Here is a 22,509-nt window from a genome sequence, read left to right on the forward strand (position 1 = left end):
AAATGAAAAGCTATTATCGCTTCATTCCTATTTTGTTAGGATTGCTAGCATTTATATATTTTTATCTATACAGAATAGTATTCCTAAATAACAATTATTTCTATAAAAATAATGTACAGGCAAAAATTATCAGAGTTTATAATTATGAAAACAAATCATTACAATTTTATTATAGTAACGATTATTGTATAACCATAGCTGATACTAAAAATGATACCTTACAGTTTGGTGATTCTATCTCTAAAAAGGCCAATACGGGTAAATTTACTGTTTACAGGAAGAATAATGAGGGCAAATATGAGTTTTATAAAAGCTATAAAAAATAATAAATCCGCTGCTGCAAAGTCTCCAGACGTTGAGTCCCATACATAAGTTTAAAGAACTTATATTGTATATGGATGCCCATCATTTAATGATAATAAACGCTTGTTGTTAGTGTAAGTTGTATAAAATGAATAAGTTATATTTTGTATCCGAAAAATATGTATATTGGTATTACCAAATTAAAGCGTAATCCGAAAAGCATATAGAGTAGGAGAAAAATCAAAAATTAAGACTATGAAAAATCTAAGAAAACTTTCAAAAAGAGAATTAAAAACAGTTCAAGGGGGTATCCCAATGTGTCTGCCAGGATACTTCTGGTGCTCATTTGTGAAAAAATGTATTTCTGTAGGATCACCATGCGGACTTATTGATTAATTTGATTCATGAAAATAATGTAAAGAACAGGCTGTCTCAGAAATGGGATAGCCTTTTTATGTACTGTTTATCAATCGACTTAGGAATCAGGAGCGTTAAGAAAATTTGAATGTAATCCGTTAAGAAATTTCCACTGTCTGAGCATGGGTAATAATATTAGAACCGAAGCAGAATCGGTTGATTCATGCGGGTTTGGAAATTTTAGGAGTACATTTCAATTTTTAGCGGATGATTCCCGTCTTGAACTTTTGTATACTTTTGTTTCAAGACAAAAGTATAAATGAAAATCTTTTATTTGATTCGCAATATGGTTGAAAAATCATAAAAGCAGGATTTTTATCTCTCACTGAAAAACCGTATTTTTGTACATCTAAAAAGTAAAAGAACGAATGAATTCCTACAAAAATCCATTGGAAGAGCGCTACTCCAGTGAAGAAATGTTATTTAACTTCTCACACAATAACAAATTCCAGAATTGGAGAAAACTTTGGATAGCTCTTGCTGAAATCGAAAAAGACCTTGGACTTGAAATTACAGACGAGCAGATCGCTGAGTTAAAAGCTAATGCTGAAAATATCGATTATGAGAAAGCAGCAGAGTATGAAAAGAAATTCCGTCATGATGTAATGGCTCACGTTCACGCTTATGGTGATGTGGCGCCTTCAGCAAAAGGAATTATCCACCTGGGAGCAACTTCAGCTTTTGTAGGAGACAATACAGACTTAATTCAGATCCGTGACGGACTTTTAATCTTAAAGAAAAAGTTGGTTAACGTAATGAAGAACTTAGCAGACTTTGCTATTCAGTATAAAGACCTTCCCACTTTAGGATTCACACACTTCCAGCCAGCTCAGTTAACAACGGTTGGGAAAAGAGCTACACTTTGGTTACAGAGTTTGGTTCTTGACATCGAAGAATTGGACTTCTTCCTTGAAACACTTCGTTTCAGAGGAGTAAAAGGAACTACAGGAACAGCTGCAAGTTTCCTTGAGCTTTTCAACGGAGATTATTCTAAAGTAAAACACTTAGATAAAGAACTTTCAAAAAGATTCGGTTTCGATAAAGTTTTCGGCGTTTCCGGACAGACTTACGATAGAAAAATTGATGCTAAAGTAGTTGCTTTATTAGGAAATATTGCACAATCTGCTCACAAATTCACAAACGACTTACGTTTACTTCAGAACCTTAAGGAAATTGAAGAACCATTCGAGAAAAACCAGATCGGTTCATCTGCAATGGCTTACAAACGTAACCCGATGAGAAGCGAAAGAATCGGAGCATTGGCAAAATACGTAATGTCTTTGACAACAAGTTCTGCAATGGTAGCTTCTACACAATGGTTTGAAAGAACATTGGATGACTCTGCCAACAAGAGATTAACAATTCCTCAGGCATTTTTAGCAGTTGATGCTATTCTATTGATCTGGAACAACATCATGAACGGAATTGTAGTATATCCGAACAGAATCAACAAGCATATTATGGAAGAACTTCCTTTCATGGCGACAGAATATATCATCATGGAAGAAGTAAAAGCTGGTGGTGACCGTCAGGAAATCCACGAAGTAATCAGAGTTCACTCTATGGAAGCTTCCAAGAAAGTGAAAGAAGAAGGAAAAGAAAACGACCTTATCGAAAGAATCTTAAACGATGATTCTTTAAAACTAGACAAATCAAAACTGAAAGAAGTTTTAGATCCTAAAAACTTTATTGGTTTCGCGCCGATCCAGACGGAGGAATTCGTCAAAAACGAGGTACAGCCGATTATAGACCAAAACAAAGACTTAATAGGATTGGAAGCTGATCTTAAAGTATAAAACAATATGCAGTCTTTTGGGCTGCATATTTTATTTCCAACCTTAATTAATATGAAAAAACTACTGGTAACCATTGTATTAATACCAATGCTTTCTTTTTCTCAGGGAAAAGAAGCTTTATATTATTTCAAATCCAAAGACTCTCTGGTTGGAGTAAAAAATAAAGCCGGAAAAATAATTGTTCCTGCAGAGTTCAAAGTCTTTTCATATCTTAAAGATGGAGATCCGGTAGAAGGAGAAACTATTCTTTTTGATGGCAGTAAAGAGGGCGAAAAACCAGAGAAAAATGCATGGGGATATGTCTATGATAAAAATGGAAAATTCCTGTATCAACCTTTTCTTTATGACAATGGTGCAGATTACTTCTCAGAAGGAGTGAGGAGATTGGTTAAAAATGGGAAAGTAGGATTTGCAGACCGTAACGGTAAGATCATTATTGAAGCTGAACACGATTTTGCATCACCCTTTAATTATGGATATGCTGCATTTTGTGACGGCTGTGATTGGGAAAAAAACAATGATGAGCACAGATCTATTGTAGGTGGAAAGTGGGGAGTGATGAATACCAAAGGACAAACCGTTCAGCCAGTTGCAAAACAATCAGGTGATGAAGTTGAAGTAGATGGGAAATTTTATCCAAATCCATTTCAGTACAATGAAAAAGAGAAGAATATTCTTCAGTTCTTTGAAAAGCAGAAGAAAAAGCTTTCAGACCTTTACTATGTAAATTTTTATGATAAGTTATCTGAAAAGGAAAAGAATCTGTTTTTTGAAATTGTAGAAAGACCAAAAGAAAACTTTTCCTATTATCAGGTGAATACTTATAATGACAGGAAGAAAGACTTGGATATGCTTTATCGTTTCAAATTCCTGGTTTCAGAAGATGGTAAAACATTTTACGCCATTGAGGATTTTAATGAAAAGAAAGTTCCTTTTGAAAACTGGCTGAAAAAAGAAATTAAAAATGCAGAGGACTATCAGAAAGAACATAAGGATAATCCGAATAAATTTAGAAACAATAAATAAAATTGGAAATTCCAGGGCTCAAATTTGAAGAAGATAAACTTATTCCTTTAAATTTGTATGGAATAATGGTTGAAGGGAAAATCTCTTTCAAAAATATCCAATATAGAAGGATTTAAAGAAAGAAACTTTAAGTTCAGAAAAAGTAAAAGAAAAATAAATCTAATATTAAAAATCTGACATCTAATGTCTAATAACAAAAGAATTTTCGTAGAAAAAAGAGGAATTTTCGATGTTGAAAGTCCAAAAATTTTTGATGAAGTAAAAGCGGTTGTCCCGGGAGTTCAAAGCGTGAAAGTATACAATGTATATGATATTTTCAATTTGAATGACGGAGAATTTGAAAAAGTAGTAAACAATACTTTCGTAGACCCTGTTACTGATATTTTACATACAGAAAACCCGGCAAAAACTATTCATTTCGGAATGGAGTTTTTACCTGGTCAGTATGATCAGAGAGCAGATTCTGCACAGCAGTGTATCGCTTTGCTGACAGAAAATGAAAAATCAAAAGTAAGAAGTGGAAAACTGATCGAATTTGAAGGAGTATCTGAAGCCGATTTGGTGAAAATCAAAGACCTTTTGATCAACAAAGTAGAATCTCAGGAAAAAGACTTATCAATTCTGGATATTCCTGCAGATGAAACGCCATCAAAAGTTTTAATCCACGAAAACTTTATCAATTTCAATGATGCAGAACTTGAAAACTTCTACAACAATCACGGTTTTGCATTAGGATTAGACGACTTGAAATTCATTCAGGAATACTTCAAAACTGAAGAAAGAAATCCTACGGAAACAGAATTAAAAGTATTAGATACGTATTGGAGTGACCACTGCCGTCACACTACGTTCGAAACAGAATTGTCAGACATTCAGTTTGAAGGAGATTTTAAACATACATTGGAAACTATTTTCAATGATTATATCGAAAAAAGAAAATTCTTAGGCCGTGAGCTAAAGCCGATTTCCTTAATGGATCTGGCAACAGTATGCGGAAAATATTTTCACAAAACAGGGAATCTTGATAACCTTGTAATTTCTGACGAGATCAATGCTTGTACCATCCAGATCGAAGCAGAATACGATGGTAAAAAAGAACCTTGGTATTTATTATTCAAAAACGAAACACACAATCACCCTACGGAAATTGAACCTTTCGGAGGTGCTTCCACTTGTTTGGGAGGAGCGATCAGAGATCCATTATCCGGAAGATCGTTTGTATTCCAGGCGATGAGGTTAACAGGTGCTGCAGACGTTTTAGAACCGGTTGATAAGACATTACCAGGAAAATTACCTCAGAAAACCATTACAAAACAGGCTGCCAACGGATACTCATCTTATGGTAACCAGATTGGTCTTGCTACGACAATGGTTTCTGAAATCTATGACGAAGGGTATAAAGCGAAAAGAATGGAAGTTGGTTTCGTTACCGGAGCTGTTCCTGTAGGTTGGGTAAGACGTGAGAAACCTGCCAACGGTGATTCTATTATCATTTTAGGAGGAGCAACAGGTCGTGACGGAGTAGGAGGAGCAAGCGGAAGTTCAAAAGAACAGGACGAAACTTCTATCCATACGATGAGTTCAGAAGTGCAGAAAGGAAATGCGGTAGAAGAACGTAAAATTCAAAGACTATTCAGGAATCCTGAAGTAACGAAGCTGATCAAAAAATCAAATGACTTCGGAGCAGGAGGTGTTTCTGTGGCAATTGGAGAAATTGCAGACTCTTTAGAAGTAAACCTTGATGTATTACCATTAAAATATGAAGGATTAAACGGTACCGAACTGGCAATTTCTGAATCTCAGGAAAGAATGGCGGTAGTTGTAGATCCGAAAGATAAAGAACAGTTCATCAAATTCTGTGAAGCTGAAAACATTGTTGCCGTAGAAGTAGCAACAGTAACAGATTCAGGAAGAATGCAGATGTTCTGGAAAGGAGACAAAATTGTAGACCTTTCAAGAGCTTTCTTAGATACCAACGGATGTTCAAAATCTCAGGAAGTGAAAATCACTCACCTTGAAGAAGTAAAAGAAGAAACTAAAGCTTTCACAGCAGAAAACTTCCTGAACATCTTAAAAGACAAAAACGTAGCTTCCCAAAAAGGATTGTTGGAAATGTTCGACTCTTCAATTGGCGCAACTACAGTTGCTATGCCTTTAGGAGGAAAATATCAGCAAACCCTGATGGAAGGAAGTGTGCAGACACTCCCTATTTTAGGAGCAAAAGATATTAAAACTGTTTCTTTGGCAAGCTGGGGATTCGATGCTGAAATTTCAAAACAAAACTCACTGTTAGGATCATCTTATGCTGTAGTAGAGAGTGTTGCGAAGATTGTAGCGATGGGAGGTGATTATAAAAACATCAGACTAAGCTTCCAGGAATATTTTGAGAAATTAGGACAGAGTCCTGAAAAATGGGGTAAACCTTTAGCTTCTCTTTTAGGAGCTTATGATGCACAGATCAATTTAGGTCTTGCAGCAATCGGAGGGAAAGATTCCATGAGTGGAACATACCAGGATCTGAATGTTCCGCCAACTTTGATTTCTTTTGCATGTGCCAACGGAGATAAAGAAAACATCATCTCTCCTGAATTGAAAAATGCAGGAAACAAACTATATTTCTTCAATCACATTGCCCAGGAAAACGGGCTTCCAAACTACAATGCTTTAAAAGACGTTTTTGAATTCATTTTCGAAAATATCAAAGCAGGTAAAATTGTTTCTGTGAAAACAGTGAAAGAAGGAGGTCTTGCAGTAGCTTTAGCAAAAATGAGCTTCGGAAACAGATTAGGGGCTGAAATTAATGCTGATGAAAACATTTTATTGGCTAAAAATATTGGTAGCTTAATCATTGAAGCAAAAGAAGAATTAAGCTTAGCTGCTCTTCAGTTTATCGGAGAAGTAAAAGACTCAGGTATTGTAAAAATCAACGGTCTTGAATCCAATATCGTAGACCTTGTATCTGCCAATACAAATACATTCGAAAACCTTTTCCCAACAGTAGAAAAAGAAAAGATGACGGTTGAAATTGATAAACAGTCAAACTCAATCCACCCAAGAAATATTATCATTAAAAAACACGGAATTGCTCAACCGAAAGTTTTTGCTCCGGTATTCCCAGGAACCAACTGTGAGTATGACACGCTGAATGCATTCCAGAAAGAAGGTGCTGTAGTGAGCAGCCTGCCTTTGATCAATATCAATCACCAATTATTGGAAGAAAGTATTGATGCATGGGTAGAAGAAATCAGAACATCTCAGATTCTGGCATTCTCAGGTGGTTTCTCTGCAGGGGACGAGCCGGATGGTTCTGCAAAATTCATTGTTAACGTTCTGAAAAACGAGAAAATGAAAAACGCAGTTCATGAACTATTAGACAGAGATGGTATGATCATCGGTATCTGTAACGGATTCCAGGCGCTTGTGAAGTCAGGATTATTACCATACGGAAGAATCAAAGATCTGGATGAAAACTCTCCAACACTAGCACACAATGCCATCAGAAGACACATCTCTCAGATGGTAACGGTGAAAGTGGTGAACGACGAAAGCCCTTGGTTAAAAGGAATGAAAGGTCAGACTTTTACCATTCCGATTTCTCACGGAGAAGGACGTTTCATGGCTTCAGAAGAAGAAATCAAAAAGCTGTATGAAAACGGGCAGATTGCTACCCAATACATAGATTTTGATGGAAACATTGCTCATGGGATGCCTTTCAACCCGAATAACTCACTATTCGGAATCGAAGGAGTCACCAGCCCATGTGGAAAGATCTATGGAAGAATGGGACACCCGGAACGATTTGCTGAAGGTCTCATGAAAAATATACCAACCGCGAATTATCACAATATATTCAAAAACGGTGTTGAATACTTCAAATAAGAATACAAGAAAAATGATCGTCATCCATGGCGGTCATTTTTCGTCTTTAGCCGGTTTCTACGAAGAAGCTTCCAATGTTCTGATGAAAGAGACAGATTGGAAAGTAGGAACGCTGGACGGCTTTGATGATATTCTCTACGGCGGTTTCGGAGTATTTGAAAATAAAGAAGAAATTGAAATCATCTGGAAAGAATCACTGAAATCAAAAGAAGATTTGGGACTTCAGACAACTCAGGAATTTTACGAAAATAAGATCAGACAGGGAAAACCCTTCAATATAGAATTGATTCAGCAGAAATTAGATGATTTGACCGAAGGGAAAGGGCAGACTCTTTTTGATATCCTGGTGGAAATTATAGAATCACACAGCAATATTACATTGAGGCTGGAATGATAAGTAATTAGAAGAATCTTAAACCATTAAGAATAGTAAAGTTTTTAAGGTAAGTTAAGATTTATTACGATGAATAAGGCATTCTCCTTAATAGTGGCTTTAGCTTTTATTTTAATAATTCTTCACTTCTTATAAAATCTTAATGATTCAAATCACTTCGTGCAACAAGGGTAAAAATAAGTCTATTGCTGAGTGAAGCGCCTTTGCGAACGAAAACATAAGAATTAAATATAAATACTTAGCGCCTTTTGCGTTAAAAACTACGCAAGTTGAAAGATATTAATGATTTTTCTCACTATTTTTACTTTAACAAAAAGGAAACAATAAAAGTTGAATGAAGAAAATTATTTACGGGCTGTTCTTTGGTGACAGCATTACTTATGGAGAATATGACGGAATTTTTGGAGGCTGGGTAGATATTTTGAAAAGATATGCCTTACAGCAATTTCACGAAGGAAATGGAGATGAACTGATCTTATTCAATTTAGGAATCGGAGGAGAAACTACAGAAGGATTGCTGAAAAGAATTCCCCACGAGCTCAATGCAAGAAACTCAAATGATGGAAATATCGTTTTTTTAAGTTTTGGAGCCAATGATCTTGCCATAAAAGACGGAGTACAGATCGTAGATCCTGAAAAATTTAAAAACAATATGAGTACTGCCATAACGCATGCCAAGGAATTTTCCAATGAAATTTATCTTGTAAGCATTCTTCCTTTCTCTCAAAAAATAGATGGAGTGGTGGTAAGTTCCGGGAAAAAAAGAATCAACGGAGATGTTGTTGTCTATAATCAAATCCTTAAAGATCTTGCAGCAGAAAATGCACTGGGATATATTGATTTTTATTCTGCTTTCCTGGAAGACAAAGAGATTCTATTATCTGCAGACGGAGTACATCCCAACGAAAAAGGTTATGGAATGATGGCTGAAGTGGCAATTCCGATTATTGAAAAATATTTATAATGCCAAATTTATTTTCTTACGGAACCTTACAGAAAGAACAGGTTCAGATGGAAACCTTTGGAAGACTTTTACAAGGTGAAAAAGACATCTTATCAGGTTACAAATTGAACATGCTTGAAATTAAAGATCCTGAAGTATTGCGGAAAAGCAGTCAGAAATACCATCCGGTACTGGAATTTTCAGGGAATGATGAAGATCTGATAGAAGGTGTGCTTTTTCAAGTAACAGAAGTAGAAATCCTTCAGGCAGACGAATATGAAGTAGATGATTACAAAAGAATTGAAACCGTTTTTAAATCAGGAAAGAAAGGATTTATTTACGTCGGAAAATAGTCATTGTGAGTAAAGCGAAGTAATCTCAACAAACTTTACTATTCAAATTTACGAGACAAAATATTCAATAGAAGTGGGCTTTAGCCAAAACTTAAAAAAAACTACTGACATACCCTTGTCACAACCTGTCTCTATCTTTGTCACGCAACAAAAAATCAAGAAATGAATAACATGAAAGTAGAACCTTTTAAGGTCATCGGGATCACAGTAAGAACAACCAATGAAAATGGACAGGCAGCCAAAGACATTCCAGTCTTATGGGAAAAATTGATGAATGAAAATATTCTGAATATGATTCCAAATAAGATTGACAATACCATTTATTCCATCTATACAGATTACGAAAAAGACCACACTAAGCCTTATACAACAGTTCTTGGATGTAAAGTGGAAAACCTTGACAATATTCCTGAAGGAATGGCAGGTTATTCTTTTGACGGTGGAGATTACGTGAAATTTACCACAAAAGGAGACCTTTCAAAAGGTTTGGTCTTCAATGAATGGCTGAAAATCTGGGAAATGGATCTCGGAAGAATATTTACTGCCGATTTTGAAATCTATGGAGAAAAAGCACAGAATCCGTCAGATGCCAAAGTAGATATTTTAATCGCTGTAAAATAAGAAAAAAAGACTTCTCATCTTCACAGCTTTTGAACTGAAGACGTGAAATTCCCCTCCTCTGGAGGGGTGGCAAAAATTCAAAGAATTTTTGACGGGGTGGTTAAAATCCCCCATTAACATCCCCATTCGTTAGATCTTACCCGAAAACATATTTCCAATATACCAAGACCCCAACAATTACCGATGCAATGGCTGTCAGTATAACAGCTCCCGCAGCAATATCTTTAATAAAGCCAATTCTTTTGTCGAAATCAGGCTGAATGATATCACAGATCTTTTCAATAGCCGTATTGAAAATTTCGGCACTTAAAACGGCAAAAGAGGCCATAAGAACCAATGCTGCATCTGTGCTCGTTAGTTTAAAATAAAAAATAAAGAAGAGATTCACAAAGAAAGCCACAAGCTCGATCTGAAAATTTCTTTCTGTTTTTATCATCATGAAAACACCCCGGAAAGCATTGAGAAAACTTTTATGAATGGGAGGTTTTTGCATGATTTTGAACTTTTCATACAAAGATAGGCTTTGTATTTTGATTGCTATGGATTATCTTTTATATTCGAAATGTGGTATTATAAAAGAAAATGAACAGTATTTATTGTGTTTTGCCTCTAAAACTGGTGTTTTAAGAAGTTTTGAGGAAGAAAAGTATAAATGTAAATTGGAATAAAGTGAATATTTTAATGGAAATTATACGATCAAAAGAAATTTAAGCATAATATCAAGGTTCAAAACAGATTAAGGATATTTGTGAAAAACTACTCCATATTATTCTTTTCTTTATTGTATCTATTTATTATATTTGTAGAAACTTATTTTATAAATCTATGAAATTTATTATTTCAAGTGGTGAACTGCAGAAGGCGTTGCAAACTGTAAGTGGCGTAATATCAAGCTCTCAATCGAGACCGATTTTAGAAAACTATCTTTTTGAATTAGACGGAAATAATGTTACCATTACAGCATCTGACGGCGAGACAACTCTTGTTACTTCTCTGGAAGTAAAGTCTGATGATACAGGTAAATTTGCTGTTCCTGCTAAAATTTTTCAGGATTTTATCAAGACCTATGGTGAACAGCCTCTGACATTTGTTGTAAAAGACAATGCCGAAGGTACGGGAAGCCAGCTTGAGATTTTAGATGAAAAAGATAATTTCGCAGTAGCATTAGACAATGCTGATGACTATCCTGAATTACCGGAATTTGACGCTTCACAAAGTGTTACAATGCCGGCTGGAGTTTTGTCTGAAGCGTTGACAAACACCCTATTTGCGACAAGTAATGATTCTCTTCGTCCGGTAATGACAGGAGTTCTTTTCCAGTTTGGAGAAAATGAAACCAATTTCGTTTCTACAGACTCCCACAGATTGGTGGTGTACAAAAGAGCAGACCTTATGAATGCTGAGCCAATGGAGTTTATCATGCCTAAAAAACCTCTGAACATTTTCAAAAATATCCTGGCAAGTTCCAATGAAGACGTTAATATCGACTTCAATGAGAATATGGCTAAGTTTACTTTTGGTAAGCATATCTGGATCTGTAGACTGATTGACGGAAAATATCCAAACTATACAGCGGTAATTCCAAAGGAAAATCCAAATGTATTGACAATCAACAGAAACCTTTTATTAGGAGCGATCAAAAGAGCATCTATCATGTCTAACAAATCTACCAACCAGGTAAGATTCAAGCTTTCCGGAAATATTCTTCACCTTCATGCAGAAGATACTGAATATGCAAACAAAGCAGACATGCAGATTCCTTGTGACTACAATGGAGAAGATATCAATATCGGATTCAGTTCTAAATTTTTAACTGAAATGCTGACGATCTTAGGATCTGACGATATCACTATGAAAATGTCTCAACCTAACAGACCTGGGATCATTGAACCTCTTGATGGTCTTGAAGAAAACGAAAACATCTTAATGCTGTCAATGCCGGTAATCGGATTATAACATTAACATATACAAATAAAAAGAAGCTGGAATTTTTCCGGCTTTTTTTGTAATCTTGCTATCCGACTCATAGCTGTAAATAAATGGAATTGACTTAGGAATTAGGAGTACATTTCAATTTTTAGCGGATGATTACCGTCTTGAACTTTTGTATATTTTTGCTTCAAGGCAAAAGTATAGTAAGAAAACATTTTAATAAACATGAAAAAACTAACAATTCTCGGATCACTTATTTGCTCTCTATGGGCTTTTTCGCAAAAGAGTGCAAAAATGTATTATGAACATACGAAAGATATTATCACTTATTATGCTGATAATATTGAAATCTATCCAATTTCAATCACGTTCTCTGAACAGCCGGAAACAGAAAACCTGAAGAGCCCGGAAGCATTTAAAATGATCAGAGTACTGCCTCCCAAATCAATGAAAAACAGAATTGCTTATTTTGTTGTCAATGATAATAAAAAAGGGTGGAAAATCAAGAAAATGCCAGCTTATTATACATTGGCTGGAGATGCAACAATAAAGACTTATGATGCTGACTATAAATATGATCTTCCTTTTCAAAAAGGAAAATCCTTCAATGTTTATCAGGGATACAATGGAATATTTTCTCACCAGAATGAAAACTCTTTAGATTTCGTAATGCCTGAAGGAACAGAAATTACAGCAGCAAGAGAAGGTAAAGTGATTGATGCTGTTCAGAATAATAATACAGGATGTCCTACAGCAAGTTGTGCTAATCAGGCTAATTATATTTCAATTCTACATTCGGATGGAACCATTGCAGAGTATTTTCACCTGAAACAAAATGGAGTTAAAGTTAAAATCGGAGATGAGGTTAAAAAAGGTGATTTAATAGGATTGAGCGGCAACACAGGCTGGACCAACGGCCCGCATTTACATTTTCAATGCTTTCTTCCTGATCCTTCAAAACCTAAACAAAAGAATACCCTCAAAACCCTTTTCAGAACCGGTAACGGAACTAAAACCGAATATTTGACAGAGAAGAAAACCTATTCAAAAGAATATTAAACAGCATAGAAATCGTGTCATTTGTGAATTAGTTGAGTAATTCGTGTTTAAACAGTTTATCATGGAAATAAAAATACAGTCTTACCACACTTCAGATTTTCCATCAGAATTTACCACTGAAAACTACAGTGTTGTTCTGTGGAATGGGTCCGGTATTTTCTCTGTGGATGATATCAATTATTCTTACAGCGGATACAATATTCTGTTTCTTTCCCCTTATCAAAAACTGAAACTGGCTTCGGAATCTGATGAAAATATCCATATGCTTTTCTTCCATGGTGACTATTACTGTATAGAATATCATAAAGAAGAAGTGGCCTGCAACGGACTTCTTTTCAATAATATTTATCTGAATCCTGGTGTTGAATTGTCAGAAGAAAACTATAACTATATTCTTGAGCTTTTTAATCATATCAAAAGAGAAGAATCTGAAAAACATCATTTTTCAGAATCCATTATCAAAACCTATATACAGCTTATCCTTGCTATTGGCAGTAAACAGAAAAGCAGTATTGAAAACAGTATGTTCTCTAACGATAAACTGCCTAATAAAAATGCTGCAGAATTTCAGAAACTGCTTGAAGCGCATTTTAAAAGTGAAAAGGAGCTCTCATTTTACAGTGACAAGCTAAGTATAACCAATAATACATTAAGCAAAGCGGTAAAAAAAGAATTTGCAAAAACACCTACTCAGCTTATCAATGAAAGAATTATTCTGGAATCCAAGAAATTGCTGCATTTAACTTATAGATCGGTAAAAGAAATCGCTTCAGAACTGGGATTTGCCGATGAATTTTACTTCAGCAGGTATTTTAAAAAATCGGTGGGCTGCTCACCAAAAAATTACAGAGAGCAGGTAGGAATTTCCATAGTGGCGAAAATGTCCATGTAATGTCCTCAAATATCTATGTTGGCGCTGTAGGCATGTGAATACCTTTGTTAAAAAAATAAATCACATGCAAGACAACAGACTTTACCACCGTTTATTACAATTGGATACCTGGTTTTTCAATTTTCTCAGAATTTCAATTTTTATCGTTATGGCCTGGATTGGAGGCTTAAAGGCATTCCATTACGAAGCTGAAGGAATTGTACCCTTTGTAGCCAATAGTCCTTTCATGAGTTTTTTCTACAAAAATGCAGGGAATAAAGTTCTTAATGAAGACAAAAAGCTTGTTGCAGAATATACACTGTATAAAAACCCTGAAGGAAAGGTCATCCAGAAAAATATTGATTGGCATAAAGAAAACAGAACATACATATTTTCTTATGGTTTGGGAACAATGATCGTGATAATCGGGTTTTTGGTGTTGTTAGGAATCTGGTTTCCTAAAATCGGAGCAGTAGGAGGAGCTTTAACGTTTTTAATGTCATTGGTTACCCTGTCATTTTTAGGAACCACTCCCGAAGTATATGTACCGAATCTGGGTGGAGATTATGCCACACCACAGTTTGGATTTCCCTATCTGTCAGGAGCAGGGCGTTTGGTGTTGAAAGATATTATCATGATGGCCGGAGGATTGGTATTATTTTCTGATAGCCTGAAGAAAGTAGTGAGACCATCTGATCAATAGATTTCCCAATCAGAAGCAGAACTATTAATAAAAATTAATTATCTTAAAGTCGCTTCTAAATTTCTCTATTTCTCAAAAAAACACGACATTTGTAGCTCGAAAAATCACACTTGAATATGGTGTGGAATTTCAAATAAAAATTTCAAAATAGTGCAGATGAAACCGAAAGGCTCATTTGACGAATTAAATAAGTAGATAGATTAACAAATGAAAATATCAAACAACTGGCTGAAGGACTTTGTAAAAACGGAATCAAAAACTGAAAGAATCGGTGAATTCCTTACAGATATAGGTCTTGAGGTTGAAGGGATAGATAAATTTGAAAGCGTAAGAGGCAGCTTGGAAGGAATTGTTGTAGGTAAAGTATTAACCTGCGAAAAGCATCCGAATGCTGACAAACTGAAGAAGACAACAGTAGACGTAGGAAACGGAAAAATATTGAATATTGTTTGCGGAGCTCCTAACGTAGAAGCAGGACAGACGGTTCCTGTAGCCGTTGTTGGAACAAAAATCTATGACAAAACAGGAAACTTTTTTGAAATTAAAGAAGCAAAAATAAGAAGCGAGGTTTCTCAGGGAATGATCTGTGCCGAAGATGAATTGGGTCTTAGTGAAGATCACGGAGGAATCATGGTGCTGGATGAAACTAAATATGAAGTAGGGAAAAACTTTGCTGACTATTTTGAACTTACCAATGATGAGGTGTTTGAAATCGGGTTAACACCGAACAGAACAGATGCAATGTCTCACTATGGGGTTGCAAGAGATTTACATGCTTATCTTTCTACCAATCAACTGAAATCACAATTTAATAAAGTAGCTTCTGAAGCTTTGAATAATGAGGGAACTCATGATTTCACTCTGGAAATTGAAGATGCTGAATTGTGTCCAAGATACATTGGAGCAGTGATTGAAGATGTAAAAGTAGCAGAATCTCCATCTTGGTTAAAAGACAGACTAAAAGCGATCGGACTAAGCCCGATTAATAACGTTGTAGATATTACCAACTATATTCTTCACGGATACGGACAGCCGCTTCACGCATTTGATGCAGATAAAATTGCAGATAAGAAAGTGAAAGTAGGTGTCGTAAAACCGGGAACAAAATTTACCACTTTAGATGGAGTTGAAAGAACATTGAATGGTTCTGAAATCATGATCAAAGACGGTAAAGATAATCCAATGTGTATTGCCGGAGTATTCGGTGGTGCGAATTCCGGAGTATCAGAAACTACAAAAACGATATTCCTTGAAAGTGCTTATTTCAATCCGATTGCAGTAAGAAAAGGAGCAAAAGCCCACAGCTTGAATACAGATGCTTCTTTCAGATTTGAAAGAGGAGTAGACCCGAATCTTACAAGAACGGCAATTACTCACGCTATTAAAATGATTCAGGAAATTGCTGAAGGAAAATTAGTTGGAGACCTATTGGAAGAATATCCTAAGAAAATAGAAGACAACTATGTGATCATCAGATTTTCTAAAATTGAGCAGATTTTAGGAACAAAAATTCACAGAGAAAAAGTAAAGGAAATCTTAAAAGCTTTGGAAATCCAGGTTTTAAATGAAATCCCTAACGGTTTTGAAATCTCTGTTCCTGCTTACAGAGCAGATGTAACAAGAGAAATTGATGTTATTGAAGAGATCTTAAGAATCTACGGATACAACAAAATAGATGCTCCGCAGAAATTTTCGTTTACACCTGTTAAGCTTAGTGCTAACGATCAGGACGAACTTGAAAACAGCTGGGCAAGAACTTTACAGAGCATTGGCTTCAATGAAGTAATGAATAACTCATTGACTTCTGTAAAAGACGAAACTGATGCCGTGAAACTGTTAAATCCGTTAAGCGGAGATTTAGCATTCATGAGAAAGTCTTTATTGGAAGGACTTCTTCAGAATACAGTATATAACATCAACAGAAAGAATCAGGACATTAAATTCTTCGAACTAGGGAAAATTTATCACAAAAAAGATAAGTACGAAGAAAGAAAACAACTGGCTTTGTTGGTTTCCGGAAGAGATGTTGCAGAAAACTGGCTTCAGCCTAAATCTGCTGTAAGTTTCTATAACCTTAAAGCTTATGTAAAAGTTTTATTGGAAAGACTGGCTGTAGATTATAAAGAAGTTGCTCTGTCTGATGAAAGATTCTCTGATGCATTGGTATATGAAGCAAATGGCAAAGCACTGGTAAGAATCGGAAAAGTAGCTCCAGCTTTATTAAAAGACTTTGATATTGATCAGGATTGTTTCTATGCAGAAATTGAACTGGAATATGCTCAGGAACTACGTTCTAAAAACGAACTTAAATTCAAAGACATTCCGAAATTCAATAAAATCAGAAGAGACTTAGCTTTATTGATTGATAAAAATGTAAACTATCAGGATTTATATCAAACGGCTAAAAAGAATAAATCTCCATTCATTAAGAGTGTTAACCTATTCGACGTGTATGAAGGTAAAAATCTTCCTGAAGGTAAGAAGTCTTATGCAATGAGCTTCGAGTTGTTAAACGAAGAAAAAACATTGGAAGAAAAAGAGATTACAGAAGTAATGGATTCTCTGATCAAATCTTTCCAGAAAGAATTCAACGCTGAGTTGAGATCTTAATACTTGAAAATACATATTTCAATATAACAGAAACGGACTTTTTTCAAGTCCGTTTTTTGTTTTTAATCTTAAAAATATATCTGTATTAATAGGTTTCGGCTAAAGCCATTTGAATGTTAATTTTAAGTAAAAGGGATTCCTTCGACTATGCTTAGGATTACAACCCGTTCCTATTGAATTTTATTGCATATTTTCTTATGATTCGGTCTCTGGTCTATCCACAATCCTTGTCACTCCGTAGGAGTCTCAGAACTCTTTATAAGCTAATTGTAATAGAGATTCCTTCGGAATGACAAAGGCACCGTAAAATTTTATTGAAGATGACCTTAGCCCTTGAATAGTAATAAATTTGCGTCTTTTCGATTTCCAATTTACAGTAGCAATGATATCTTTTATTCTAAAAAACAACTAGAAAATTATTCAAAATATCAGGTGTTAAAGAATAATAAAATTCGCCGCAGCCCGTTTAAATAATATAATTTCCGTAAATTTGGATTAATTCAAAAAGAAAAAAATGAAAAATCTTTTTTTAAGTATATGTACAGCTGCAGTATTGGCTTCATGTGGAAGTATGACAAGTCCGTCTGCGTCTAAAGTAGGAAAGGCTCAGCCTGCTCTTGCCAACACAAAATGGACACTGGCTGAAACGGTAAAAGGAAAAGTTCCGACATTGAATATTGAAGGAGAGAAGATCACAGGGAATGCAGGATGTAATAATTATTTCGGAACAGCAACCGTAGATCCGTCTACAGGAGGATTTATAGCCGGACAGATGGGATCTACAAAAATGATGTGCAACAACATCGGAGTAGAGCAGAACTTTATGGATATGATGGGAAAAGCAAACAAATATGTGATTTCCGGGAATACTTTAGAATTGTATAAAGATAATCTCTTATTATTGAAATTTACAAAATCAGAATAAAAAACAAAAGGAACTCAATTGAGTTCCTTTTTTATGTTTAGAGTGTTATTAATCTTCCTCTTCTTCGTCGTACTTAGCCAACTCTTCGTCGCACCATTTAAACGCTGCTTCTACTACCTTAGTAGCTTCGTCTGCCATAGTTTCTTCATCATCACCTTCAAGATCATCTAACCACTCAACTTCTTCTTCCTCAACGTTTAAGATAAATCTTGGGTATTCTGTATGAACTACGAATAGATCTTCTGGAAACTCCGAATTATCTGCTAATAAAAACTTTGGTAATTTCATTTTTTTAATGTTTTAACTTTCTCAAAGATAAATAAAATTATTGACTTTAAAATTACTTCAAAAACATTTTTGAAACTTTTTCAGCTTTTTTGCTTTCAGAATAATCGTAGAATCCTTCCCCTGATTTTACACCCAGTTTCCCTGCTGTTACCATATTTACAAGCAATGGGTTAGGAGCATACTTAGGATTTTTGAAACCGTCATACATTACATTCAGAATTGCAAGACATACATCAAGACCAATGAAGTCTGCCAGCTGAAGCGGGCCCATTGGATGTGCCATTCCCAATTTCATTACCGTATCAATTTCTTCTACACCAGCCACTCCGTTATAAAGCGTTTCAATAGACTCATTGATCATTGGCATCAAAATTCTGTTAGCCACGAAACCTGGATAGTCATTCACTTCTACAGGAACTTTACCCAGAGTTTTGCTCATTTCATAGATCGCATCAAAAGTCTCTTTAGAAGTAGAATAGCCTTTGATGATTTCTACCAGTTTCATAATAGGAACCGGGTTCATGAAGTGCATTCCGATTACTTTATCAGCTCTTTTGGTAGCTGCAGCAATTTTTGTGATAGATATAGATGAAGTATTGGTTGCAAGGATACAGCCTTCAGGAGCCAGTTCATCCATTTGGCCAAAAATCTTCAGTTTAAGATCCATGTTTTCTGTAGCAGCTTCTACAATAAGATCTGCAGATCCTGCCGCATCGTTTAAAGCTGTAAAAGTAGTGATGTTTCCTAATGTTTCAGATTTTTGCTCCTCTGTAAGATTTCCTTTTGCAATGATTCTGTCAAGATTGGTAGTAATGGTTTTCAAACCTCTGTCCAGAGCTTCCTGAGATACATCTACAAGATTTACTTTAAAACCGCTTTGTGCGAAAGTATGTGCAATACCATTTCCCATGGTTCCCGCTCCGATAACTACAATGTTTTTGATCATTTTTCCTTTATTTTTTATAGATAGTTAAATTTTTTACGTCAATAAGATCCGATTGAGAAACAACCGTTGCCGAATCAAAGAAAACGTTTCCTGTGCTTTGGGTTTTCTTACTGTTGTTCTGGTTAGAAACAGTAGCTGTTAATCCTCTTATAAGACGGTCTTTTTGATTCTTTGTAAGATAGTCAGTACCAACATATAATGTGAATTCACCTTCTCTGCCTCTACCTTTTTGTTGTAGAATTTCTAGGCTTTTTACCCTGCTTTTATTCTTAAATTCCTTCAGAAAGCTAATGACAGGTTTATCAGATGGCGGGCCGCAGCATACACTTCCGTAGCTGATCTCTAAATAATTCTGATTCTTCTGCGAGTAAAAGAATGTGAAAGCCAGCAGAGCCGTTGTTACTATTATTTTTTTCATGTTAAAAATCGCTTTAAAAATAAGCTTAAAATTTTATTTATTAAAATATTCCCAGACCTCCTTAGAAATATCAGAAATCATTTTACAGTTTACCGCATCCGTTTCCATTGAATTACTGACAAATACAGCGAGTGTATAATGTGTTCCATTAGGTAAAGTAACGATGCCAATTTCATTTTCTGCGCCTGTTAAACCTTCCTTATTTTTTCCGGAAGCTCCCGTTTTTCTGGCTACAGGAGTATTTTTGGGAAGCTGTTCTACCATTTTGTTTAATCCTGTTGAAGTAGATAACATTACTTGCATCAGATAATCTGTGGATTTTTTCGATACTAATTTTCCGTCATAGAACTTTTTCAGGACATTAACTGCAGATTTTGTGGTGCTGTAGTTTTCATACTGAATCTTCCAGTCTTTATGCATAGCTTCTTCATTATATTTGATCTGAAAACCCTTTATCCCTTTGGAATCCATGAATCTCTGAACAGGCTGAGTTCCGCCCAATAGCTTGAGAAGAATATCGCAGCCATTATTATCACTTTTAGCAACAGTATATTCAATAACTTCACTTAACGGAATTTCAACATTCCCTCCCGGATATTTATCGCGAAGCGGAGACCATGTATCTTCAAGCAGGTTTGATTTGTTGAGTGCAATTTTCTGATCTAATGAAAGTTTTCCCTGATCTACAGCATTCAGAACAGCTGCTGCAATGTGAAATTTGAAGACACTTTGCATCGGAAGCTTTTTGTCTGAATTTTTATCATATTTAAAACTGTTCTCAAAGCCTAAGACAGAAACGCCAACGGTTGCTTTTTTGTTCTTAAGAATTGAGTTTATTTTTTGTTCCAATAGGGATGTCTGAGCAAATGTGAATGCAGAAATCAGAAGAAAAAGAAAGGCTGTTTTTTTCATAATACCGAAATTAAAAAGCTCTCCTTTGAAGACCAAAAGAGAGCTGCAATTTAAGATAATTATTACTATTTTACTTCAAAATAATTCAGATTGACACCATCATTTTCAAAGAATATTCTGATGCTGTTTTCCCCTTTCTGAAGGCTGATATTTTTGACAGAAACCGTTTTCCAGTTCTCATTTCCTCCACTGGGAGATAAAGATACCGTCGCTAAAACTTTTCCTGAAGCTGTTTCAATCCTTATTTTTGAGTCAGTAGTAGCCGCATAACGGATGTCAAACGTATAATTTTTGTCTCCTTTTGATTGTACAGTATACTGAAGCCATTCCCCGGATTCTGTTTTCCCTACATAATACTGATTGGTGACCTTATCATTACACTTATAAATATCTACACCATCATTTCTCATGTGCTGTCCGGAGTTCCATTCTGATCTTTTTGCAGGATCACTTACCCATAGATTAATGAAATCTTTATCCAGATAAGCAGCACCCATTTTTCCAAGATCATATTCTGAAGCAAATATCCTTCCCGGAACCTGATGATTTTTGAATGGCTTTGTTGAAGGATCCGTTGTCTGTCTGAACATTGCATCAATGACATCTTTTTTAACTTCCGTATTGCTCAGTTTATAGTTGTCAGCAATCTGCATCAAAGCTTTTTTTGCATACTCTTTTGAAGGTTTTTCACCACCATTTTTCCAGTAATCCAATAACTTTTCATATTCAGGAGTAATCTTGACATTGGTAATTCCTGCAATGTTATCAATCTTTTTCATCGGCCAGAATGCATACCCGATATTATGTTGATCCAAAAGCTGAATAAGCTCAGTAAACCATACATTGGAATTTTCACCCGTTTCGCCAAGCCAGATCGGTATGTTGTGCTTTTCTCTAAGGTCCAGTGCAAACTTCAGTGTCTGATCATCATTGTAATTCCAGTATTTATGGAAGCTGAAAGCCATATTGTTGTCCCAGATAGCAGGCAGCCCGTTATAATTATTTCCCCAGCCGTTTCCTTCAATAAAAATAATATGCTTCTTATCAACCTCTCTGATGGCGGCTGTGATATCCTTCTGAAGTTTCCAAAGCGGAGCATTAGACATTTCATCAGTACCATTTGGGTTTTTACCTGTGAAATTGATATTAGGCTCATTAATCAGGTCGTAGCCACCAATCCATGGACTGTCTTTATAGCGTTCAGCCAGTTTTTTCCAAAATGCTATAGTTTTTCTCTGATTCTCTTCATTGGCCCAAAGCGAAGGTTTAGACTTATCATTATCAGAAATATTGACATCATTTCCCTGTCCGCCCGGAGCAGCGTGAAGGTCAAGGATGAGGTAAATTTTATTAGCGGCACACCATTGAAGCAGATCATCCGTCATTTTAAAACCTTCTTCAAGCCATGTATCTTTTCCCTTTACAGGTTCTTTTTCAATAGGAAGTGTGTAAAGATTGTAATGCATGGGAAGTCGTATCGAATTGAATCCTGATTTGGCCAGAAAATCAATATCCTGTTTGGTGATTCCGTTTTTCAGATATGCCTTGTAAAACTCATTCATGCCATCTTCACCAATTAACTCAGCAATTTTTTCCTTGATTTTATACTGAGGGCCGGCAAAGTCAGCTGTTTTCAGCATATATCCTTCCTGAAGCATCCATCCGCCAGGGCCCAGCCCTCTCAATTGGATATTTTCACCTTTATCATTAACGATTTTTTGTCCGGAAGTCTTTAATAATTGTGATGTCCCAAATTGAGACAATAAAAGTGCGGATATTACAATAGCTCTTTTCATAATGGTTTCAATGGTTTAAAATAGTAGGGAATTAAAGATTATAATGAATGATGACAGGGAAAGATGATGCTGTGTTCAGATCATTTATAATGTCAGATATCCATATATGTAAAACAAAATCTTTCAATACTTTATTGAATTGTTCTTCAAATATATTGTTTTTTTATTTTGAAAAGGATTTTTTGTTGATAAATCAGTAATTTTTAACGAAAAGTTTTTATTGAATGTAAAGATCCTGATATCTGAAATAACATATGGAAACTAAAAATGCTACCTCATAATCATTCTTTCGATTATAAGATAGCACTGTATGTATT

Annotated in this window: 20 protein-coding genes; 14 read left to right on the top strand and 6 right to left on the bottom strand. The window is 35.4% G+C overall.

All coding sequences use genetic code 11. The features are described 5' to 3' along the window. Nucleotides 1-558 precede the first annotated feature (558 nt). The 8 genes from GFU89_RS00285 (at nucleotide 559) to GFU89_RS00320 (ending at nucleotide 9,732) form a co-directional block, all read left to right on the top strand. Nucleotides 559-699: a bacteriocin-like protein gene (locus GFU89_RS00285; protein WP_153816321.1), complete on the top strand. Its 141-nt coding sequence runs from the start codon at nucleotides 559-561 to the stop codon at nucleotides 697-699. A gap of 389 nt (nucleotides 700-1,088) precedes the next feature. Further along, entirely contained in the window at nucleotides 1,089-2,516 is a 1,428-nt protein-coding gene (gene purB / locus GFU89_RS00290) for an adenylosuccinate lyase (protein WP_047377647.1), read from the top strand. 51 nt (nucleotides 2,517-2,567) lie between these two features. After that, on the top strand, nucleotides 2,568-3,542 hold the full coding sequence (locus tag GFU89_RS00295) for a WG repeat-containing protein (protein WP_318845224.1): 975 nt from the start codon (nucleotides 2,568-2,570) through the stop codon (nucleotides 3,540-3,542). Nucleotides 3,543-3,725: 183 nt separating this feature from the next. Then, the gene (locus GFU89_RS00300; protein ID WP_318845225.1) at nucleotides 3,726-7,421 is read left to right on the top strand and encodes a phosphoribosylformylglycinamidine synthase; all 3,696 of its coding nucleotides are present in this window, start codon (nucleotides 3,726-3,728) and stop codon (nucleotides 7,419-7,421) included. Then, a complete protein-coding gene (locus tag GFU89_RS00305; protein ID WP_318845226.1) occupies nucleotides 7,402-7,815 on the top strand; it encodes a ribonuclease inhibitor in 414 nt (137 codons plus the stop codon). The genes GFU89_RS00300 and GFU89_RS00305 overlap by 20 nt, the downstream gene beginning before the upstream one ends. Before the next feature lie 334 nt (nucleotides 7,816-8,149). Next, nucleotides 8,150-8,779 (top strand): SGNH/GDSL hydrolase family protein, encoded by a 630-nt coding sequence (locus GFU89_RS00310; protein WP_318845227.1) that lies wholly within the window; start codon nucleotides 8,150-8,152, stop codon nucleotides 8,777-8,779. Beyond that, nucleotides 8,779-9,111, top strand: coding sequence for a gamma-glutamylcyclotransferase family protein (locus GFU89_RS00315; protein ID WP_318845228.1), 333 nt, complete (start codon nucleotides 8,779-8,781; stop codon nucleotides 9,109-9,111). The genes GFU89_RS00310 and GFU89_RS00315 overlap by 1 nt, the downstream gene beginning before the upstream one ends. Nucleotides 9,112-9,273: 162 nt before the next feature. Then, nucleotides 9,274-9,732, top strand: coding sequence for a GyrI-like domain-containing protein (locus GFU89_RS00320; RefSeq protein ID WP_318845229.1), 459 nt, complete (start codon nucleotides 9,274-9,276; stop codon nucleotides 9,730-9,732). Between the two features lie 136 nt (nucleotides 9,733-9,868). On the opposite strand, the gene GFU89_RS00325 is transcribed toward GFU89_RS00320, so the two are convergent. Continuing rightward, on the bottom strand, nucleotides 9,869-10,225 hold the full coding sequence (locus GFU89_RS00325; protein ID WP_318845230.1) for a diacylglycerol kinase family protein: 357 nt from the start codon (nucleotides 10,223-10,225) through the stop codon (nucleotides 9,869-9,871). A gap of 332 nt (nucleotides 10,226-10,557) precedes the next feature. Between GFU89_RS00325 and dnaN the strand changes: the two genes are divergently transcribed. The 6 genes from dnaN to GFU89_RS00355 all read left to right on the top strand — a co-directional run bounded on the left by dnaN (nucleotide 10,558) and on the right by GFU89_RS00355 (nucleotide 17,832). Then, a complete protein-coding gene (gene dnaN / locus GFU89_RS00330) occupies nucleotides 10,558-11,688 on the top strand; it encodes a DNA polymerase III subunit beta (protein ID WP_318845231.1) in 1,131 nt (376 codons plus the stop codon). A 201-nt stretch (nucleotides 11,689-11,889) separates the two neighbouring features. After that, nucleotides 11,890-12,723: a M23 family metallopeptidase gene (locus GFU89_RS00335; RefSeq protein WP_318845232.1), complete on the top strand. Its 834-nt coding sequence runs from the start codon at nucleotides 11,890-11,892 to the stop codon at nucleotides 12,721-12,723. A gap of 61 nt (nucleotides 12,724-12,784) precedes the next feature. Then, nucleotides 12,785-13,615 carry a helix-turn-helix domain-containing protein gene (locus tag GFU89_RS00340; RefSeq protein ID WP_318845233.1) on the top strand — a complete coding sequence of 277 codons (831 nt, stop codon included), beginning with the start codon at nucleotides 12,785-12,787 and terminating at the stop codon, nucleotides 13,613-13,615. A gap of 64 nt (nucleotides 13,616-13,679) precedes the next feature. Continuing rightward, complete coding sequence (locus GFU89_RS00345; RefSeq protein WP_318845234.1) at nucleotides 13,680-14,297, top strand: DUF417 family protein; 618 nt, start codon at nucleotides 13,680-13,682, stop codon at nucleotides 14,295-14,297. Nucleotides 14,298-14,504: 207 nt separating this feature from the next. Beyond that, nucleotides 14,505-16,907 (top strand): phenylalanine--tRNA ligase subunit beta, encoded by a 2,403-nt coding sequence (pheT, locus tag GFU89_RS00350; protein ID WP_318845235.1) that lies wholly within the window; start codon nucleotides 14,505-14,507, stop codon nucleotides 16,905-16,907. Between the two features lie 514 nt (nucleotides 16,908-17,421). Then, on the top strand, nucleotides 17,422-17,832 hold the full coding sequence (locus GFU89_RS00355; protein ID WP_318845236.1) for an META domain-containing protein: 411 nt from the start codon (nucleotides 17,422-17,424) through the stop codon (nucleotides 17,830-17,832). Nucleotides 17,833-17,880: 48 nt separating this feature from the next. Here GFU89_RS00355 and GFU89_RS00360 read toward each other — a convergent pair whose 3' ends face one another. The 5 genes from GFU89_RS00360 to GFU89_RS00380 form a co-directional block, all read right to left on the bottom strand. After that, on the bottom strand, nucleotides 17,881-18,120 hold the full coding sequence (locus GFU89_RS00360; protein WP_002977986.1) for a hypothetical protein: 240 nt from the start codon (nucleotides 18,118-18,120) through the stop codon (nucleotides 17,881-17,883). Between the two features lie 52 nt (nucleotides 18,121-18,172). Continuing rightward, a complete protein-coding gene (locus GFU89_RS00365; protein ID WP_318846244.1) occupies nucleotides 18,173-19,063 on the bottom strand; it encodes a 3-hydroxybutyryl-CoA dehydrogenase in 891 nt (296 codons plus the stop codon). Nucleotides 19,064-19,073: 10 nt separating this feature from the next. Further along, complete coding sequence (locus GFU89_RS00370) at nucleotides 19,074-19,484, bottom strand: hypothetical protein (protein WP_318845237.1); 411 nt, start codon at nucleotides 19,482-19,484, stop codon at nucleotides 19,074-19,076. A 33-nt stretch (nucleotides 19,485-19,517) separates the two neighbouring features. After that, nucleotides 19,518-20,396 carry a CGA/CIA family class A beta-lactamase gene (gene bla-A / locus GFU89_RS00375; protein ID WP_318845238.1) on the bottom strand — a complete coding sequence of 293 codons (879 nt, stop codon included), beginning with the start codon at nucleotides 20,394-20,396 and terminating at the stop codon, nucleotides 19,518-19,520. 65 nt (nucleotides 20,397-20,461) lie between these two features. Beyond that, nucleotides 20,462-22,192, bottom strand: coding sequence for a cellulase family glycosylhydrolase (locus tag GFU89_RS00380; RefSeq protein ID WP_318845239.1), 1,731 nt, complete (start codon nucleotides 22,190-22,192; stop codon nucleotides 20,462-20,464). Nucleotides 22,193-22,509 lie beyond the last annotated feature (317 nt).

The organism is Chryseobacterium sp. JV558 (assembly GCF_033712365.1).
Lineage (GTDB): Bacteria > Bacteroidota > Bacteroidia > Flavobacteriales > Weeksellaceae > Chryseobacterium.

Bases quoted from the DNA above. Each gene is read 5' to 3' on its own strand.
- GFU89_RS00360 (WP_002977986.1), bottom strand. From the start codon at position 18,120: ATGAAATTACCAAAGTTTTTATTAGCAGATAATTCGGAGTTTCCAGAA.
- pheT (WP_318845235.1), top strand. From the start codon at position 14,505: ATGAAAATATCAAACAACTGGCTGAAGGACTTTGTAAAAACGGAATCA.
- GFU89_RS00335 (WP_318845232.1), top strand. From the start codon at position 11,890: ATGAAAAAACTAACAATTCTCGGATCACTTATTTGCTCTCTATGGGCT.
- GFU89_RS00380 (WP_318845239.1), bottom strand. From the start codon at position 22,192: ATGAAAAGAGCTATTGTAATATCCGCACTTTTATTGTCTCAATTTGGG.
- GFU89_RS00320 (WP_318845229.1), top strand. From the start codon at position 9,274: ATGAATAACATGAAAGTAGAACCTTTTAAGGTCATCGGGATCACAGTA.
- GFU89_RS00340 (WP_318845233.1), top strand. From the start codon at position 12,785: ATGGAAATAAAAATACAGTCTTACCACACTTCAGATTTTCCATCAGAA.
- GFU89_RS00300 (WP_318845225.1), top strand. From the start codon at position 3,726: ATGTCTAATAACAAAAGAATTTTCGTAGAAAAAAGAGGAATTTTCGAT.
- GFU89_RS00310 (WP_318845227.1), top strand. From the start codon at position 8,150: ATGAAGAAAATTATTTACGGGCTGTTCTTTGGTGACAGCATTACTTAT.
- GFU89_RS00325 (WP_318845230.1), bottom strand. From the start codon at position 10,225: ATGCAAAAACCTCCCATTCATAAAAGTTTTCTCAATGCTTTCCGGGGT.
- GFU89_RS00285 (WP_153816321.1), top strand. From the start codon at position 559: ATGAAAAATCTAAGAAAACTTTCAAAAAGAGAATTAAAAACAGTTCAA.
- purB (WP_047377647.1), top strand. From the start codon at position 1,089: ATGAATTCCTACAAAAATCCATTGGAAGAGCGCTACTCCAGTGAAGAA.
- GFU89_RS00370 (WP_318845237.1), bottom strand. From the start codon at position 19,484: ATGAAAAAAATAATAGTAACAACGGCTCTGCTGGCTTTCACATTCTTT.
- GFU89_RS00315 (WP_318845228.1), top strand. From the start codon at position 8,779: ATGCCAAATTTATTTTCTTACGGAACCTTACAGAAAGAACAGGTTCAG.
- GFU89_RS00355 (WP_318845236.1), top strand. From the start codon at position 17,422: ATGAAAAATCTTTTTTTAAGTATATGTACAGCTGCAGTATTGGCTTCA.
- GFU89_RS00345 (WP_318845234.1), top strand. From the start codon at position 13,680: ATGCAAGACAACAGACTTTACCACCGTTTATTACAATTGGATACCTGG.
- bla-A (WP_318845238.1), bottom strand. From the start codon at position 20,396: ATGAAAAAAACAGCCTTTCTTTTTCTTCTGATTTCTGCATTCACATTT.
- dnaN (WP_318845231.1), top strand. From the start codon at position 10,558: ATGAAATTTATTATTTCAAGTGGTGAACTGCAGAAGGCGTTGCAAACT.
- GFU89_RS00295 (WP_318845224.1), top strand. From the start codon at position 2,568: ATGAAAAAACTACTGGTAACCATTGTATTAATACCAATGCTTTCTTTT.